This is a genomic window from Bacillus sp. FSL L8-0099, from assembly GCF_038006385.1.
GTDB lineage: Bacteria > Bacillota > Bacilli > Bacillales > Bacillaceae_G > Bacillus_A > Bacillus_A toyonensis.
Genome location: NZ_JBBOVC010000001.1, coordinates 90,001 through 106,715, shown reverse-complemented (window position 1 = coordinate 106,715; position 16,715 = coordinate 90,001). Strand labels below are relative to the sequence as shown.

12 protein-coding genes, 2 rRNA genes and 1 other annotated feature (1 of these 15 running past the window's edge) are annotated in these 16,715 nt (G+C 39.3%); all 14 genes read right to left on the bottom strand.

Annotated elements, in window-relative coordinates; all coding sequences use genetic code 11:
• A complete protein-coding gene (cysS, locus tag MHH42_RS00565) occupies positions 1 to 1,398 on the bottom strand; it encodes a cysteine--tRNA ligase (RefSeq protein WP_000152285.1) in 1,398 nt (465 codons plus the stop codon).
• Positions 1,379 to 2,044 (bottom strand): serine O-acetyltransferase, encoded by a 666-nt coding sequence (gene cysE / locus MHH42_RS00560; protein WP_000476498.1) that lies wholly within the window; start codon positions 2,042 to 2,044, stop codon positions 1,379 to 1,381. Before cysE ends, cysS begins: the two co-directional genes overlap by 20 nt.
• Before the next feature lie 146 nt (positions 2,045 to 2,190).
• Positions 2,191 to 2,439: a binding site (T-box leader), on the bottom strand.
• Between the two features lie 47 nt (positions 2,440 to 2,486).
• A complete protein-coding gene (gene gltX, locus MHH42_RS00555) occupies positions 2,487 to 3,944 on the bottom strand; it encodes a glutamate--tRNA ligase (RefSeq protein ID WP_000415160.1) in 1,458 nt (485 codons plus the stop codon).
• Between the two features lie 89 nt (positions 3,945 to 4,033).
• A complete protein-coding gene (ispF, locus tag MHH42_RS00550) occupies positions 4,034 to 4,510 on the bottom strand; it encodes a 2-C-methyl-D-erythritol 2,4-cyclodiphosphate synthase (RefSeq protein ID WP_000488380.1) in 477 nt (158 codons plus the stop codon).
• A 116-nt stretch (positions 4,511 to 4,626) separates the two neighbouring features.
• The gene (gene ispD, locus MHH42_RS00545; RefSeq protein ID WP_000288308.1) at positions 4,627 to 5,307 is read right to left on the bottom strand and encodes a 2-C-methyl-D-erythritol 4-phosphate cytidylyltransferase; all 681 of its coding nucleotides are present in this window, start codon (positions 5,305 to 5,307) and stop codon (positions 4,627 to 4,629) included.
• A 16-nt stretch (positions 5,308 to 5,323) separates the two neighbouring features.
• Positions 5,324 to 6,427: a PIN/TRAM domain-containing protein gene (locus MHH42_RS00540; protein ID WP_000919680.1), complete on the bottom strand. Its 1,104-nt coding sequence runs from the start codon at positions 6,425 to 6,427 to the stop codon at positions 5,324 to 5,326.
• A 160-nt stretch (positions 6,428 to 6,587) separates the two neighbouring features.
• Complete coding sequence (gene disA, locus MHH42_RS00535) at positions 6,588 to 7,661, bottom strand: DNA integrity scanning diadenylate cyclase DisA (protein WP_000392164.1); 1,074 nt, start codon at positions 7,659 to 7,661, stop codon at positions 6,588 to 6,590.
• 3 nt (positions 7,662 to 7,664) lie between these two features.
• Positions 7,665 to 9,041: a DNA repair protein RadA gene (gene radA, locus MHH42_RS00530; protein ID WP_001085199.1), complete on the bottom strand. Its 1,377-nt coding sequence runs from the start codon at positions 9,039 to 9,041 to the stop codon at positions 7,665 to 7,667.
• A gap of 95 nt (positions 9,042 to 9,136) precedes the next feature.
• Complete coding sequence (gene clpC / locus MHH42_RS00525; RefSeq protein WP_000971171.1) at positions 9,137 to 11,572, bottom strand: ATP-dependent protease ATP-binding subunit ClpC; 2,436 nt, start codon at positions 11,570 to 11,572, stop codon at positions 9,137 to 9,139.
• Between the two features lie 22 nt (positions 11,573 to 11,594).
• Complete coding sequence (locus tag MHH42_RS00520; protein ID WP_000050835.1) at positions 11,595 to 12,659, bottom strand: protein arginine kinase; 1,065 nt, start codon at positions 12,657 to 12,659, stop codon at positions 11,595 to 11,597.
• A 4-nt stretch (positions 12,660 to 12,663) separates the two neighbouring features.
• Entirely contained in the window at positions 12,664 to 13,212 is a 549-nt protein-coding gene (locus MHH42_RS00515; RefSeq protein ID WP_000128388.1) for a UvrB/UvrC motif-containing protein, read from the bottom strand.
• Between the two features lie 170 nt (positions 13,213 to 13,382).
• Positions 13,383 to 13,844 (bottom strand): transcriptional regulator CtsR, encoded by a 462-nt coding sequence (gene ctsR, locus MHH42_RS00510; protein ID WP_001244560.1) that lies wholly within the window; start codon positions 13,842 to 13,844, stop codon positions 13,383 to 13,385.
• Between the two features lie 208 nt (positions 13,845 to 14,052).
• A 5S ribosomal RNA gene (gene rrf / locus MHH42_RS00505) occupies positions 14,053 to 14,168 on the bottom strand.
• A gap of 49 nt (positions 14,169 to 14,217) precedes the next feature.
• A 23S ribosomal RNA gene (locus MHH42_RS00500) occupies positions 14,218 to 16,715 on the bottom strand; it runs 424 nt beyond the window's last position.

Here is a 16,715-nt window from a genome sequence, read left to right as displayed (position 1 = left end):
TTATCCTCTTTTCCATCTTGTACCTTGTGCGGTATCTTCTAAAATAATATTACGTTCTTTTAAATCATCGCGAATTTGATCAGATAATGCGAAATCACGATTTTTACGAGCTTCAATACGCTTTTGGATAAGCGCCTCAATTTCCTCATCAAGCAATTCTTCTTTTGCTAATTCTAATCCTAAAATATCGAATAATGTTTCAAGTTGTTTCACGTATGCTTCAATTACAACTTTAGAAGTATGTTCTTCTAATAAATATTGATTTGCGTGATTTGCTACATTATATAATTCAGTAATCGCATTAGCAGTATTGAAGTCATCATCCATTGCTTCTTCAAATGCAGCCTGGAATTTTTCCATCTCAGCTAACCATTTCTCATTATGATCTGTTAAATTCGCGCTACTTTCCATACGATGCTTTAAGTTACCGTAAGCTGTTTTAATTCTTTCTAGCCCGTTATTCGTACTTTGTAATAACTCTTCACTAAAGTTAATTGGATGACGGTAATGTACTGATAGCATAAAGAATCTAATTAACTGTGGATCATATTGCTTAATGATATCGTGAACTAAAATGAAGTTTCCAAGTGACTTAGACATCTTCTCATTATCAATATTAATATATCCATTATGCATCCAGTAACGTGCAAATGTTTTTCCAGTCAACGCCTCGGACTGTGCAATTTCATTTTCATGATGAGGAAATGCTAAGTCTTGACCACCAGCATGAATGTCAATTGTATCCCCTAAGTACTTACGTGCCATCGCTGAGCATTCAATATGCCACCCTGGACGTCCTTTCCCCCAAGGGCTTTCCCAGAAGATTTCTCCCTCTTTTGCAGCTTTCCATAAAGCAAAGTCAAGAGGGTCTTGTTTCTTTTCTCCTACTTCAATACGTGCACCATGACGTAAATCAGCGATTGGCTGATGCGATAATTTACCGTAACCTTCGAATTCTTTCGTTCTAAAGTACACATCACCTTCTGATTCATATGCATACCCTTTATTCACAAGTTCTTGAATAAATTCAATAATAATATCCATATTTTCTGTTACACGCGGATGAACTGTTGCATGTTTGCAACCTAGTGCGGTTACATCTTCAAAATATGCTTCAACGAAACGGTCAGCAATTGTCGGTACATCTTCACCTAATTCATTTGCTGCTTTAATTAATTTATCATCTACGTCAGTAAAGTTAGATACATACTGCACTTCGTACCCTTTGTATTCTAAATAACGGCGTACTGTATCGAACACCATAGGGGGTCTCGCATTCCCAATATGGATGTAGTTATATACTGTAGGACCGCAAACATACATCTTTACCTTATTTTCTTCTAATGGAATAAACTTTTCCTTTTGACGTGTTAGCGTATTATAAATGTGAATAGTCATTTTTATCCTTCCTTTCTACCTTTACTTCAAGTTGCTTTTTCAATTTATCAAGTTCTGCTTCCATAACCTTTAATTTATCAAAAATCGGATCCGGAAGATCGGAATGATTTAACTCTTGACCAATCTTCACTCCATTTTGAATAACGACTCGGCCAGGTATACCTACAACTGTAGAATGCGCAGGGACTTCTTTTAATACAACGGATCCTGCTCCAATTTTAGAATTCTCTCCAACAGTAATTGAGCCTAGTACTTTAGCACCTGTTGCAATTAATACATTATCCTGAATTGTAGGGTGCCTCTTTCCCTTTTCTTTTCCCGTACCACCTAATGTAACACCTTGATAAATTGTTACATTATCACCAATCTCACACGTTTCTCCAATTACAACCCCCATTCCATGGTCAATGAAAAAATGACGACCAATTGTTGCTCCTGGATGAATCTCAATGCCAGTAAAAAACCGACTAACTTGTGAAATCCAACGTGCAATAAAAAAGAAATTCTTTTTATAAAAAGCATGTGCAATTCGATGGGCCCAAACTGCATGTAATCCAGAGTAAGTCAAAATGACTTCGAAATAACTTCGTGCCGCTGGATCCTGTTCAAAAACGACTTCAATATCTTCCCGAAGCCTCTTAAACATCGATGTCCCCTCCCCTTTATGGGCTGCTTTTTCGAGTGAACTAACTCCCTTAACTCCCCACTTATCCTCTAAATCTTTATACAAGGAGATCAAACTTATACTTATACCCACTTTTACGGTATAAAAAAAGACGCCTCTGTCATATTGACAGAGACGCCTTTTAAGCGCGGTTCCACTCTGTTTAGGCTAATAAAAAAGCCTCAAACTCATCCATGATAACGGTGTACACCGCTTCTGCTTACTTTACGCCCTAAGACATTTCACGAAACAATTCGTTGTTCAGCAGAAGACTCGAAGGGGCATTTCAAAAATCCGCTTATAAACCACTTCCAGCCTAAAGGTGGTTCTCTCTGTAAAAAGCCTGATTTTCTACTTCTCCTTCTCGTCGCTTTTCCTTATTAGATTTTAAGTATACTTATTATATTTCTAAACCTAGAAAATGTTAACCAATTACTTTTTGAAGACGATTTAAAACTTTTTCTTTCCCAAGAAGTGCAATCGCATTAGGAAGCTCTGGACCATGTGTTTGACCAGTAGTAGCAACACGGATTGGCATAAATAAGTTTTTACCTTTATGCCCTGTTTCCTTTTGAACTGCTTTAATAGCTGCCTTAATCGCTGCAGGCTCCATCGCTTCTAGAGCTTCTATTTGACCAGCAAATGCACGAAGTACTTCAGGTACCTGTTCACCATTTAACACTTCTTGCCCTTCTTCTTCATAATCAACATGATCTTTAAAGAACATTTCAGAAAGCTCTACGATTTCAGCTCCGAAACTCATTTGGTCATGATATAAAGCAATTACATCACGAATCCAAGCTTGTTCTTGTTCACTTAAAGTTTCGCCCACACGTCCAGCTTTCACTAAATGCGGTAAACTTAACTCTACAACCGTATCTAAATCTTGCTTTTTCATATACTGGTTGTTCATCCATTTTAATTTTTGAGAATCAAATAATGCAGGTGATTTTGATAAACGAGCTGCATCGAACATTTTGATGAACTCATCTTTAGAGAAGATTTCTTCTTCTCCTACCGGCGACCAACCTAGTAGTGCAATAAAGTTAAAGATTGCTTCTGGAAGATATCCTAGCTCTTTATATTGCTCAATAAATTGAATAATAGATTCATCACGTTTACTTAACTTTTTACGGCTTTCGTTAACAATTAGGGTCATATGACCGAATTGTGGGATGTCCCAACCGAAAGCTTCATATATCATCATTTGTTTTGGCGTATTTGAAATATGATCATCGCCACGAAGCACATGTGTAATCTCCATTAAGTGATCATCTACTGCTACCGCAAAGTTATAAGTTGGAATTCCATCTTTTTTCACGATAACAAAATCACCGAAATCATTTGAATGGAATGCGACTTCATCTTTTACGATGTCTTTGAATGTGTAATCACGATCAGCTGGTACACGGAAACGAATACTTGGAATACGTCCCTCAGCTTCAAATTCTTTCATTTGTTCTTCAGTTAAATCACGATGGTTACCTGCATAACGAGGTGTTTCACCACGAGAAATTTGTCCTTCACGCTCTGCTTCCAGCTCTTCTTCTGTCATATAACATTTGTAAGCTAAACCACGCTCTAATAAATCTAGATATAATTTTTTATAAATATCTAAACGCTCTGTTTGACGATATGGTCCGAATTCACCACCAACATCAACACCTTCATCCCAGTCCATACCGAGCCATTTCAAGTATTTTAATTGGCTTTCTTCTCCACCTGCAACATTACGTTTTACATCAGTATCTTCAATACGAATAATAAACTTACCATCTTGATGACGAGCAAATAAATAATTAAATAATGCCGTACGCGCATTTCCGATATGTAAGTGTCCTGTTGGACTTGGCGCATAGCGCACTCTCACTTGCTTTTCCATAATTGGTACACCTTCCATTCTTAATGTCAACACATTCTATAATTGTACAACAAAAAAATGTGATTATCCATCTTACGAATTAAAAACCATTATTTTTTCTGTAATAATACCACTGCTTGAGAAGCAATTCCTTCTTCTCTACCTGTAAATCCTAATTTTTCTGTTGTTGTTGCCTTTACATTAATGTTATCTATAGACGTTTCTAACAGTTCACTAATACGTTTACGCATACTTTCAATATGCGGTGCCATTTTTGGCTTTTGAGCAATAATTGTACAATCTAGATTTCCTAGCTCGTAACCTTGTTCGCGTACAAATTCCCAAACCTTTTGTAGTAATATAGCTGAATCTGCATCTTTAAAGGCAGGATCAGTATCAGGAAAATGCTTTCCAATATCTCCTGCTGCAATTGCTCCTAGACATGCGTCAGCAATCGTATGTAACAATACATCCGCATCTGAGTGACCGATTAATCCCTTCTCATGAGGAATTGTAATTCCGCCAATAATTAACGGTCTACCTTCCGCAAATTCATGTACATCAAAACCTTGTCCAATTCGAAACATTCTTTACATCCTCCTTGAGCTAAACCACTGAGCTTTATGACTCTATATTATATCGATATCCTTACAAAGAAAAGCCCGGCTATTGCCGAGCTTTCCTTTGTTATACACCATCACGGCTATTTTTTCTGAACATGAAGGAAACTTTCAGCAATTAGTAAATCCTCTGGAGTCGTCACTTTAATATTATAGTAACTCCCCTCTACTACACCTACTTGCTTACCAATGCGTTCTACGAGACTTGCATCATCTGTACCAAGAAAACAGCTCTGTTTTGCACTTCTATGAGCTTCTAACAAAAGCGAAACAGAGAACCCTTGCGGTGTTTGTACAGCCTTAAGCTGAGATCGTTCTACCGTTTCGACAACAACACCTTGCTCTACTTTCTTCACTGTATCCTTTACTGGCACTGCACAAATGGAAGCCCCATATTTTTCTGCTGCTGTTAATACATCTTGAATCACTTTATTCGTTACGAATGGGCGCGCTCCGTCATGCACAAGAACGTATTCCACATCACTTGCATGCTGAATCGCGTTATATACACTATCTTGTCTTTCAGCCCCACCTTGAATAAATTGCACCTGTTTTTCAATCGGATACTTCTGCATTAATTCTTCAAAATACGGGCGTTCCTCTTCGTTAATTGCCATAACAATACTTTTGCACGCCTTATCTCTTTCAAAAGCACGTAATGTATGCACGATAATCGGTACTTCATTTATAAGTAAGAACAACTTATTTTTGCCAGCACCCATCCGCTTTCCTTGACCGGCTGCCGGAATAATTAATGTATACATATTAATAATCCTCTACCTATAATGCTTTTTCTAATAATTTACGTTTTGCGAAAATCATACGACCAGCCGATGTTTGTAATACGCTAGTAACTAGTACATTAAGTTGCGAACCTACATACTCTCTACCATCTTCTACTACAATCATCGTACCATCATCTAAGTACGCAACACCTTGGTTTTGCTCTTTACCATCTTTCACAACATAAACACTTAATTCTTCGCCAGGGAGTACAACTGGTTTAATTGCATTAGCTAAATCATTAATGTTTAACACCGTTACTCCTTGTAATTCAGAAACTTTGTTTAAGTTAAAATCATTTGTTACTACAGTTCCACCGGTGATTTTAGCTAACTTTACAAGTTTGCTATCCACCTCTTGAATATCCTCGAAATCGCCTTCATAAATTTCTACCGGAATCGGCATCTCTTTTTGAATACGATTTAAAATGTCTAGTCCTCTGCGACCACGATTACGCTTTAAAGCATCGGAGGAGTCGGCAATATGCTGAAGCTCTTCTAATACGAATTGTGGAATTACAATTGTTCCTTCTAAAAACTTCGTTTGGCAAATATCAGCAATACGTCCATCAATAATTACACTCGTATCGAGAATTTTCCAATGAGCCGTAGATTTTTCTACCTCTATCTCTTCGTTCTCACTATTGTTTTTCTTCTTACCTCCGCGTTGGGGTAATGTAAATAATCCTAGCAATTCATTCCTCTTTTTAAATCCTACTTGGAATCCTAAATATCCAAGTAAAAGAGTAAAGAACACTTGCAATACTGTGCTAATAACCGGAATTGTAAATTCACGAATTGGTATTAAAATTAAATATGCAACAATGAGACCAGAGATTAACCCTAATGTACCAAATAAAACATCTGCTACAGGCGCCTTTACAAGAGCCTCTTCAATATGCTTAATAAGTTGAACAATATAATCTACAAGCCAAAATGTTGTTAAAAATAAAATAATTGCACCAATAATTGCACGAACATACGATCCTTCCAATAAAGGAACAGCACCGATGTCTAATACATTAATAACTTTTGGGATTAAGTAAATCCCTAACGCTCCCCCAATTACTAGAAAGAAGAGCTGTACGATCCGTTTTAACATCCAACCACCTCCTACTCATTATTAACCATTGTTTCGCTAATCAAAACGCCGAATGCAAAAGCGGACGTGTTTTTTTATAAATAGTTTTATTTACCAATATATCATATCATATACCAAAAATGTTCTAGTGTCGTTATATTATGGAATCAATGTAATATTCTTAATTGTGTCTACTCATATAGAGATGCTCTTGAATTCTTTTTAAGCCTTCTCGTATTTTCTTCGCCCTTACTTCTCCAATTCCTTCCACATCATCCAATTCATGAATAGTCGCGCGACAAACACCTTGCAACGTTTTGAATCGATTAATTAAATTTTCAATGATAAGTGGCGGAACACGAGAGATTTTGCTTGTGATTCGATATCCCCTTGGCGTCACACTTTCTTCTAAACTCGTTTGCCCTGGGTAGCCAAGTAATTTAACTAAATCACTATCCTCTAAAAGTTGTGTATTTGCAAGGTCCTGCAACTTTTTCAAAATTTGATGATGGTCTTGTGTTTTTTCTTGGTGATAATCTTTGATTAATAATGCTGCCTCTGCCTCTAAATCAGCTAGTAGTTCTGTAAGTTGTAAACGGATTAACCTACCTTCTGTTCCTAGCTCATGAATATAGCTCAATATTTCATTTTTAATACGCAGTACCATTTCAACACTATGTAAAACGTGAACGACCTCGGACATTGTAACGACCTCTTCAAATTCTAGAATGCCCAAATTTGTAATACCATCATTCCATACAGCCTTATATTTTTCTAACGTTTGAATAGCTTGATTTGCCTTTGTTAAAATAACCCCTATATCTTTTAGTGTATAACGTAAGTTCCCTTGATATAGCGTAATTACGTTACGTCTTTGTGAAATAGCTACAACAAGGCTACCAGTCTGCTTCGCTACACGTTCTGCTGTTCGGTGACGCATGCCTGTTTCAATAGAATCAATAGATGCCTCTGGAACTAACTGTGCATTTGCTATTAAAATTTTACTTCCCGTTTCATTTAAAATAAGTGCCCCGTCCATTTTTGCTAATTCATATAAACTAGCAGGAGAGAATGCACAATTAATGTGAAAACCGCCATCAACAATACTTTTAATCTGCTCATTATATCCAAGAACAATTAGTCCCCCTGTTTGTGCGCGAAGTACATTATCTATCCCTTCGCGCAGTGGTGTCCCTGGGGCCACGAGCTGTAAAATATTAATCATACTTTTGACACGTTGCTTATTTTCTTCCATAGCCTAGCCTCCTAATGTCAAACGAAGCGCTTCTCCTAAATTAGAAACACCTACAACCTCAATCCCATCTGGAATTGTCCATCCTCCTAAGTTTTTTCTAGGAATAATAACACGTTGAAATCCTAATTTAGCCGCTTCTTGTACACGTTGTTCGATTCTTGATACTCTTCTTATTTCTCCAGTTAATCCTACTTCTCCTATTACTGCATCGGTTGGTGCCGTAGATTTATCCCTAAAACTTGAGGCTATACTTAAAGCCACTGCTAAATCAATTGCCGGTTCATCTAATTTCAAACCACCAGCTACTTTTAAATATGCATCTTGATTTTGCAATAGTAAGCCTGTTCTTTTTTCTAATACTGCCATAATAAGCGAAACACGGTTATGATCAATTCCCGTCGCCATTCTTCGAGGATTTCCAAAACTAGTAGGGGAGATTAAAGCTTGTATTTCTACTAAAACCGGTCTTGTTCCTTCCATTGAAGCAACTACTGTTGACCCTGCAACACCAACCGGCCTTTCCTCAAGGAAGATTTCAGAAGGATTTAAAACTTCCGCAAGACCAAGCTCTTTCATTTCAAAGATACCCATTTCATTCGTGGAACCAAAACGGTTCTTCACAGCTCGTAAAATACGATACGTATGGTGTCGATCTCCCTCAAAGTAGAGAACTGCATCGACCATATGTTCTAACATACGAGGTCCTGCAATTGCTCCTTCTTTTGTCACATGCCCGACGATGAAAATAGGGATTCCTTTTGTTTTTGCAAGTTTCATTAATTCCGCTGTACATTCACGTACTTGCGCCACACTTCCTGGTGCTGACGTCACTTCAGGTAAATGTATCGTTTGAATAGAATCAATAACAACAAAAGCTGGATTCATTTCTTCAATATGTGCTGCAATACGCTGCAGGTCTGTCTCTGCTACAACAAATAGATTGCTACCCTTTACATGCAAACGATCTGCACGAAGTTTAATCTGCTTTGCCGACTCCTCACCCGATATGTATAATACATCATATGAAGAATCTGCTAATTGCGATGAAATCTGTAATAGTAATGTTGATTTTCCAATCCCAGGGTCTCCACCAATAAGTACTAAGGACCCATCTACAATTCCGCCACCAAGCACACGGTTAAACTCTTGAAATTCCGTTTCAATACGTGCCTCAGACTTTGTTTCTACTTCAGTAAGACGTCTTGGTTTTGTTACTTCCGTTTGAATTGCATTCGCGTAATTAAGGCGCCTTGATGATACAACTGGTTCCATCTCTTCAACAAGTGTATTCCATTGACCACATCCGGGACATTTACCCATATATTTCGGTGACTGATAACCACATTCTTGACATATAAATTTCGTTTTCTTTTTAGCCATACCTTTTTATAGTTCACTTCACTTTCGTCTATAAACGTTTATCCTTCTCGTACAAGAAAGAGGGCTATCGCGTAGCCCTCTTTGTTTGTCTATACTTATTTTACCTTTTCCGCACTATGAATGACAAATGATTCTCCTTCTACATCAAAGATAACTTTTTGTCCTTTCTCAATAGCACCTTTTAAAAGTTCTTCAGATAGTCTATCTTCTACATGCTTCTGAATTGCCCTACGAAGCGGACGAGCACCGTACTCACGATCAAATCCTTTATCAGCAATAGCAGAAATTGCCCCTTCTGTTAATTGCAATTCGATTTCTTGTTCTTTTAAGCGATTCACTAACTGATTTACCATAAGAGTTACTATTTCTTGAATATGTTTTTTCTCAAGCATATGGAATACGATAATTTCATCAATACGGTTTAAGAATTCTGGACGAAATGCTTTTTTCAGTTCATCCATTACTTTACCTTTCATATCCGAATAATCGCGGCTCTCATCTTGTACGTTAAATCCAAGATACTTATTACGTTTTAATGCATCTGCCCCAACGTTAGATGTCATAATAACAATTGTATTACGGAAATCTACTGTACGTCCTTTAGAATCGGTTAAACGACCATCTTCTAATACTTGTAGTAAAATATTAAACACATCCGGATGAGCTTTCTCTACCTCATCTAATAAGACAACTGAATATGGCTTGCGACGAACTTTCTCTGTTAATTGTCCACCTTCTTCATATCCAACATATCCTGGAGGAGAACCAACTAAACGGGAAGTAGAATGCTTCTCCATATACTCTGACATATCGATGCGAATCATTGCATCTTCATCACCGAACATAGATTCTGCTAGTGCTCTTGCAAGTTCTGTTTTACCTACACCTGTTGGCCCTAAGAAAATAAATGAACCAATTGGGCGCTTCGGATCTTTTAATCCTGCTCTCGCACGACGAACAGCTTTTGCTACAGCTACTACCGCTTCATCTTGACCAATTAAACGATCATGAAGAATGGATTCTAAGTTTAATAATTTATCAGTCTCTGTTTGTGCAAGTTTAGAAACTGGGATACGCGTCCATGTAGAAACGACATTTGCAATATCTTCTACCGTAACCTCTGAATTTTCTTTTCCTTGTTGCTCTTTCCATTGACGTTTTGTATCTTCTAACTTCTCTCGTAAGCGTTGTTCCATATCACGTAAAGATGCAGCCTTTTCAAATTCTTGACTTTGTACAGCCGCATCTTTTTCTTTTCGAATCTCCTCAAGCTTCACTTCAAGCTCTTTTAAGTTTGGTGGTGTTGTATAAGAACGTAAGCGAACTTTTGAAGCAGCTTCATCAATTAAATCAATTGCTTTATCCGGTAAAAAGCGATCTGTAATATAACGATCTGAAAGTTTTACAGCTGCATCAATAGCGTCATCTGTAATAGATACACGGTGATGCGCCTCATAACGGTCACGTAAACCTTTCAAGATTTGAATCGATTCTTCTAAACTTGGCTCATCAACATGAATTGGTTGAAAACGTCTTTCTAAAGCCGCGTCTTTTTCAATATATTTGCGATACTCATCTAAAGTTGTCGCCCCAATACATTGTAACTCTCCTCGTGCTAAAGATGGTTTTAAAATATTCGATGCATCGATTGCACCTTCTGCTCCACCGGCACCAATTAATGTATGAAGCTCATCAATAAATAGAATAATATTGCCTGCTTGGCGAATTTCATCCATCACTTTCTTTAAACGGTCTTCAAATTCACCGCGATATTTCGTTCCAGCTACTACTGTACCCATGTCTAGTGTCATAACACGTTTATCTCTTAAAGTTTCAGGAACTTCATTATTTACAATTTGCTGTGCTAATCCTTCTGCAATTGCCGTTTTACCTACACCAGGCTCACCGATTAATACTGGGTTGTTTTTCGTTCTACGGCTTAACACCTCAATTACACGTTGAATTTCTTTACCACGTCCAATAACAGGGTCTAAGCGATTTTCACGTGCAACAACTGTTAAGTCCCTTGCTAAACTGTCAAGTGTCGGTGTATTTGCATTTGTTGCTGAACCACCTTGATGACCTGAACTAGCTTCATTACTTCCAAGAAGTTGTAACACTTGTTGTCTCGCTTTATTTAAACTTACACCTAAATTATTTAAAACACGTGCCGCTACACCTTCACCTTCACGGATTAAACCGAGTAAAATGTGTTCTGTTCCAACGTAAGAATGGCCTAGCTTACGCGCTTCATCCATAGATAATTCAATAACCTTTTTAGCACGAGGTGTATAATGTACAGTTTGAGAAGCTTCTGTTCCACGCCCAATTAACGCTTCTACTTCTTTTTGAACTTTCTCTGGACTTAATCCAAGAGCAATTAACGCTTTTGCTGCAATTCCTTCACCTTCGCGTACAAGCCCAAGTAAAATATGTTCTGTTCCAATATTATTATGCCCAATACGAATTGCTTCCTCTTGAGATAAAGCTAATACTTTCTGTGCTCTTTCTGTAAATCTTCCAAACATCATAGAAATCGCCTCCTACTTGCGCTTAGTTTTTTTCAATACGTAATCGCTCACGGATTAAGGTTGATCTTCGATAATCTCTTTCTTCTGGCCCTAAAGGTCCTCCCGCGTATTGTTGTAAAATGCCCGGTTGAGTAAGAACCATTAACTCCGTCAAAATATTTCTCGATATACCTTTTATATATCCTAGATCAATACCAAGTCGTACATCTGATAAGCAATTAGCAGCTTCTGCAGATTGAATTAAACGACTGTTTGCTAGTATGCCGTAAGAACGATAAACCTTATCTTCAAGTTCAATACTTGAATTTTGTACAATTAATTCTCTAGCCATTTTTTCTTGCTGTATAATTTGTTGAATGACACCTTTTAAATCTGCAATAATATCTTCTTCAGACTTTCCTAGCGTCATTTGATTTGACACTTGAAATATATTACCTAACGCTTCGCTACCTTCACCGTATATTCCTCTTACTACTAACCCTAATTTTTGAATTACTTGTATAATACGGCTAATTCTTTTTGTTAAAACCAGTCCCGGTAAATGAATCATCACAGAAGCTCTTAACCCTGTGCCAACATTAGTAGGACAGCTTGTAATATATCCAAGTGATTCATCAAAAGCGTATTCAACTTCTTTCTCAATCCAATTATCTATTTGATTGGCGCTTTGAAGCGCCTCTGATAACTGTAATCCTGAAAATAGGCACTGAATCCGAATATGGTCTTCTTCATTAAGCATAACACTAATATGTTCACTTTCTGATAGTAGACATGCTCCATATTCTGTCCCTGCAAGATTTGGACTAATTAAATGCTTTTCGACTAAAACTCTCCTTTGAAGAGGGGTTAATTCATTCATCTTTAATAGTCCAAACTCCCCAAAGGACCCTACTGCTTTATTTATAAATTTCTTTTTAAATAATTCATGAATCTGTTTAGCTTCTTCTTCGTTTTGCATAGTAGAAAATTGATATTGTTTAAAATTACGAGCCAAACGAATTCGACTACTTAAAACAATATCAGAATCAGGGCCATCCCCCTTCATCCATGGACTAATCGCTTCATTCATAATTTTGTCCAGTGACATAGAACTATTCCCCCTCTCTATGCTCACTAAGATGTATTTCAAGACCTCGAATCTTATCTCTTACCTCTGCAGCTTTCTCAAATTCCTCTTTCTGTACGCATTGTTTCAGAATGAGTTTTAGTTCATCTAATTCTTTCTTTAAGTGGATATTTCCTTCTATACGTTCCGGAATTTTTCCACAATGATCTGTATGCCCACCATGAAGACGTTTTAATAGTGGCTTTAAATGCTCCTTAAATGTATCGTAGCAAGAAGAACAGCCAAAACGTCCCACTTTTGTAAATTGTTCATATGTCATCTTACAATCTGGGCATCTTACTATATTTGCATTTGAAAATCCATTTTTTCCTTCTTCAAACATTGTTGATTCACCGTGTAATAAACCAGCAAATAAATCATGAAATGAAAAGTTAGACTGCGATGATTGAAAGAAAGACGTATAGCCACTTTGCTCTGCACATTGCTCACAAAGATGAACTTCCGCCTTCTTCTCGTTAATTACTTTTGTATAATGTAAAGTCGCTGGTCTTATATTACAGTTTTGACAAGTCATCACTATCCCCACCTTTACAACAGGAACGCTCTATCTCATGATACTTTTCATACATTACTAGATTGTTCGCTTTCCTGAATCCGTTTAAATAAAAGTGCATGTTCTTTTTCAAAACTTCTACAACATTTAACTGCTTTATCTTAGTCATCATTCTTTTACAAAAGCTATATTTATTTATATTTCAGTGTTCTTAACATTGCGCATAATATTCGAGCCCTAAGTTCATCTCGAGAAGGAACATCCATTGATAATACAGAACGATCTATTACGCTTAACATCAGTTTCGCTTCACGATTTGTTATGATTCCCTCTTCTATTAAACGTATAATCATGCTTTCTGCATTCCCTTGCGCAACACTATGATCAATCATATGAAGCATTTGATCAATAATGTCTATATCGTCATGCAGTTTGACTTTTATAATGCGAATGTAACCTCCTCCACCACGTTTACTTTCTACTACAAATCCTCTTTCTAACGTAAAACGGGTATTGATTACATAATTGATTTGAGATGGTACGCACTCGAACCGATCCGCAATCTCATTTCTCTTAATTTCAATCACATTATTATTGCTTAAGTCAATAACTTGCTTTAGATATTGCTCAATGATATCAGATATATTTCTCATTTATCCGCCACCTTTATTGACTTTGACTATCTTTGACTTTAATTATATACGTATTAATAAAATTTGCAACTCTTTTGCTTATTCACTATCCTAGCCACATTCTCCTGTATTTAATCAAAATATTAATACTTTAAACACATTTTTTTATTACTATGGATTATAAAATAAAACACGAAAAAACACGAGTCATTTGACTCGTGTTTTAGTTGCTTGGCGACGTCCTACTCTCACAGGGACAAGGTCCCAACTACCATCGGCGCTAGAGAGCTTAACTTCCGTGTTCGGTATGGGAACGGGTGTGACCTCTCTGCCATCATCACCAAACTATGAAGGCATATTCCTTCAAAACTAGATAACATTTGCTTCATATTATATGGTTAAGTCCTCGATCTATTAGTATTCGTCAGCTCCACATGTCACCATGCTTCCACCTCGAACCTATCAACCTGATCATCTTTCAGGGATCTTACTAGCTTACGCTATGGGAAATCTCATCTTGAGGGGGGCTTCATGCTTAGATGCTTTCAGCACTTATCCCTTCCGCACATAGCTACCCAGCTATGCCCTTGGCAGAACAACTGGTACACCAGCGGTGCGTCCATCCCGGTCCTCTCGTACTAAGGACAGCTCCTCTCAAATTTCCTACGCCCACGACGGATAGGGACCGAACTGTCTCACGACGTTCTGAACCCAGCTCGCGTACCGCTTTAATGGGCGAACAGCCCAACCCTTGGGACCGACTACAGCCCCAGGATGCGATGAGCCGACATCGAGGTGCCAAACCTCCCCGTCGATGTGGACTCTTGGGGGAGATAAGCCTGTTATCCCCGGGGTAGCTTTTATCCGTTGAGCGATGGCCCTTCCATGCGGAACCACCGGATCACTAAGCCCGACTTTCGTCCCTGCTCGACTTGTAGGTCTCGCAGTCAAGCTCCCTTATGCCTTTGCACTCTACGAATGATTTCCAACCATTCTGAGGGAACCTTTGGGCGCCTCCGTTACACTTTAGGAGGCGACCGCCCCAGTCAAACTGCCCACCTGACACTGTCTCCCGGGTCGATAAGACCCGTAGGTTAGAATTTCAATACAGTCAGGGCGGTATCCCACCAGCGCCTCCACCGAAGCTAGCGCTCCGGTTTCAATGGCTCCCGCCTATCCTGTACAAACTGTACCAAAATTCAATATCAGGCTACAGTAAAGCTCCACGGGGTCTTTCCGTCCTGTCGCGGGTAACCTGCATCTTCACAGGTACTATAATTTCACCGAGTCTCTGGTTGAGACAGTGCCCAAATCGTTACACCTTTCGTGCGGGTCGGAACTTACCCGACAAGGAATTTCGCTACCTTAGGACCGTTATAGTTACGGCCGCCGTTTACTGGGGCTTCAGTTCAGAGCTTCGCTTACGCTAACCCCTCTCCTTAACCTTCCAGCACCGGGCAGGTGTCAGCCCCTATACTTCGCCTTACGGCTTCGCAGAGACCTGTGTTTTTGCTAAACAGTCGCTTGGGCCTATTCACTGCGGCTTTCCGTTAAGAAAGCACCCCTTCTCCCGAAGTTACGGGGTCATTTTGCCGAGTTCCTTAACCAGAGTTCTCTCGCACACCTTAGGATTCTCTCCTCGCCTACCTGTGTCGGTTTGCGGTACAGGCACCTTTTATCTCGCTAGAAGCTTTTCTTGGCAGCGGGGAATCAAAGACTTCGCTCCATAAGGAGCTTCCCCATCACAGCTCAGCCTTCACGATAAGCGGATTTGCCTACTTATCAGCCTAACTGCTTGGACGTGCACAACCAATCGCACGCTTCTTCTATCCTTCTGCGTCCCTCCATTGCTCAAACGATAAAGAGGTGGTACAGGAATATCAACCTGTTGTCCATCGCCTACGCCTGTCGGCCTCGGCTTAGGTCCTGACTAACCCTGAGCGGACGAGCCTTCCTCAGGAAACCTTAGGCATTCGGTGGACGGGATTCTCACCCGTCTTTCGCTACTCATACCGGCATTCTCACTTCTAAGCGCTCCACCAGTCCTTCCGGTCTGACTTCACTGCACTTAGAACGCTCCCCTACCACTGATACCATTGGTATCAATTCGCAGCTTCGGTGGTGTATTTAGCCCCGGTACATTTTCGGCGCAGAGTCACTCGACTAGTGAGCTATTACGCACTCTTTAAATGGTGGCTGCTTCTAAGCCAACATCCTAGTTGTCTAAGCAACTCCACATCCTTTTCCACTTAATACACACTTTGGGACCTTAGCTGGCGATCTGGGCTGTTTCCCTCTTGACTACGGATCTTATCACTCGCAGTCTGACTCCTAAGGATAAGTCATTGGCATTCGGAGTTTGACTGAATTCGGTAATCCGATGAGGACCCCTAGTTCAATCAGTGCTCTACCTCCAAGACTCTTACACTTAAGGCTAGCCCTAAAGCTATTTCGGGGAGAACCAGCTATCTCCAGGTTCGATTGGAATTTCTCCGCTACCCACACCTCATCCCCGCACTTTTCAACGTGCGTGGGTTCGGGCCTCCATTCAGTGTTACCTGAACTTCACCCTGGACATGGGTAGATCACCTGGTTTCGGGTCTACGACCACGTACTAAACGCCCTATTCAGACTCGCTTTCGCTGCGGCTCCGTCTCTTCAACTTAACCTCGCACGGGATCGTAACTCGCCGGTTCATTCTACAAAAGGCACGCCATCACCCATTAACGGGCTCTGACTATTTGTAGGCACACGGTTTCAGGATCTCTTTCACTCCCCTTCCGGGGTGCTTTTCACCTTTCCCTCACGGTACTGGTTCACTATCGATCACTAGGGAGTATTTAGCCTTGGGAGATGGTCCTCCCAGATTCCGACGGAATTTCACGTGTTCCG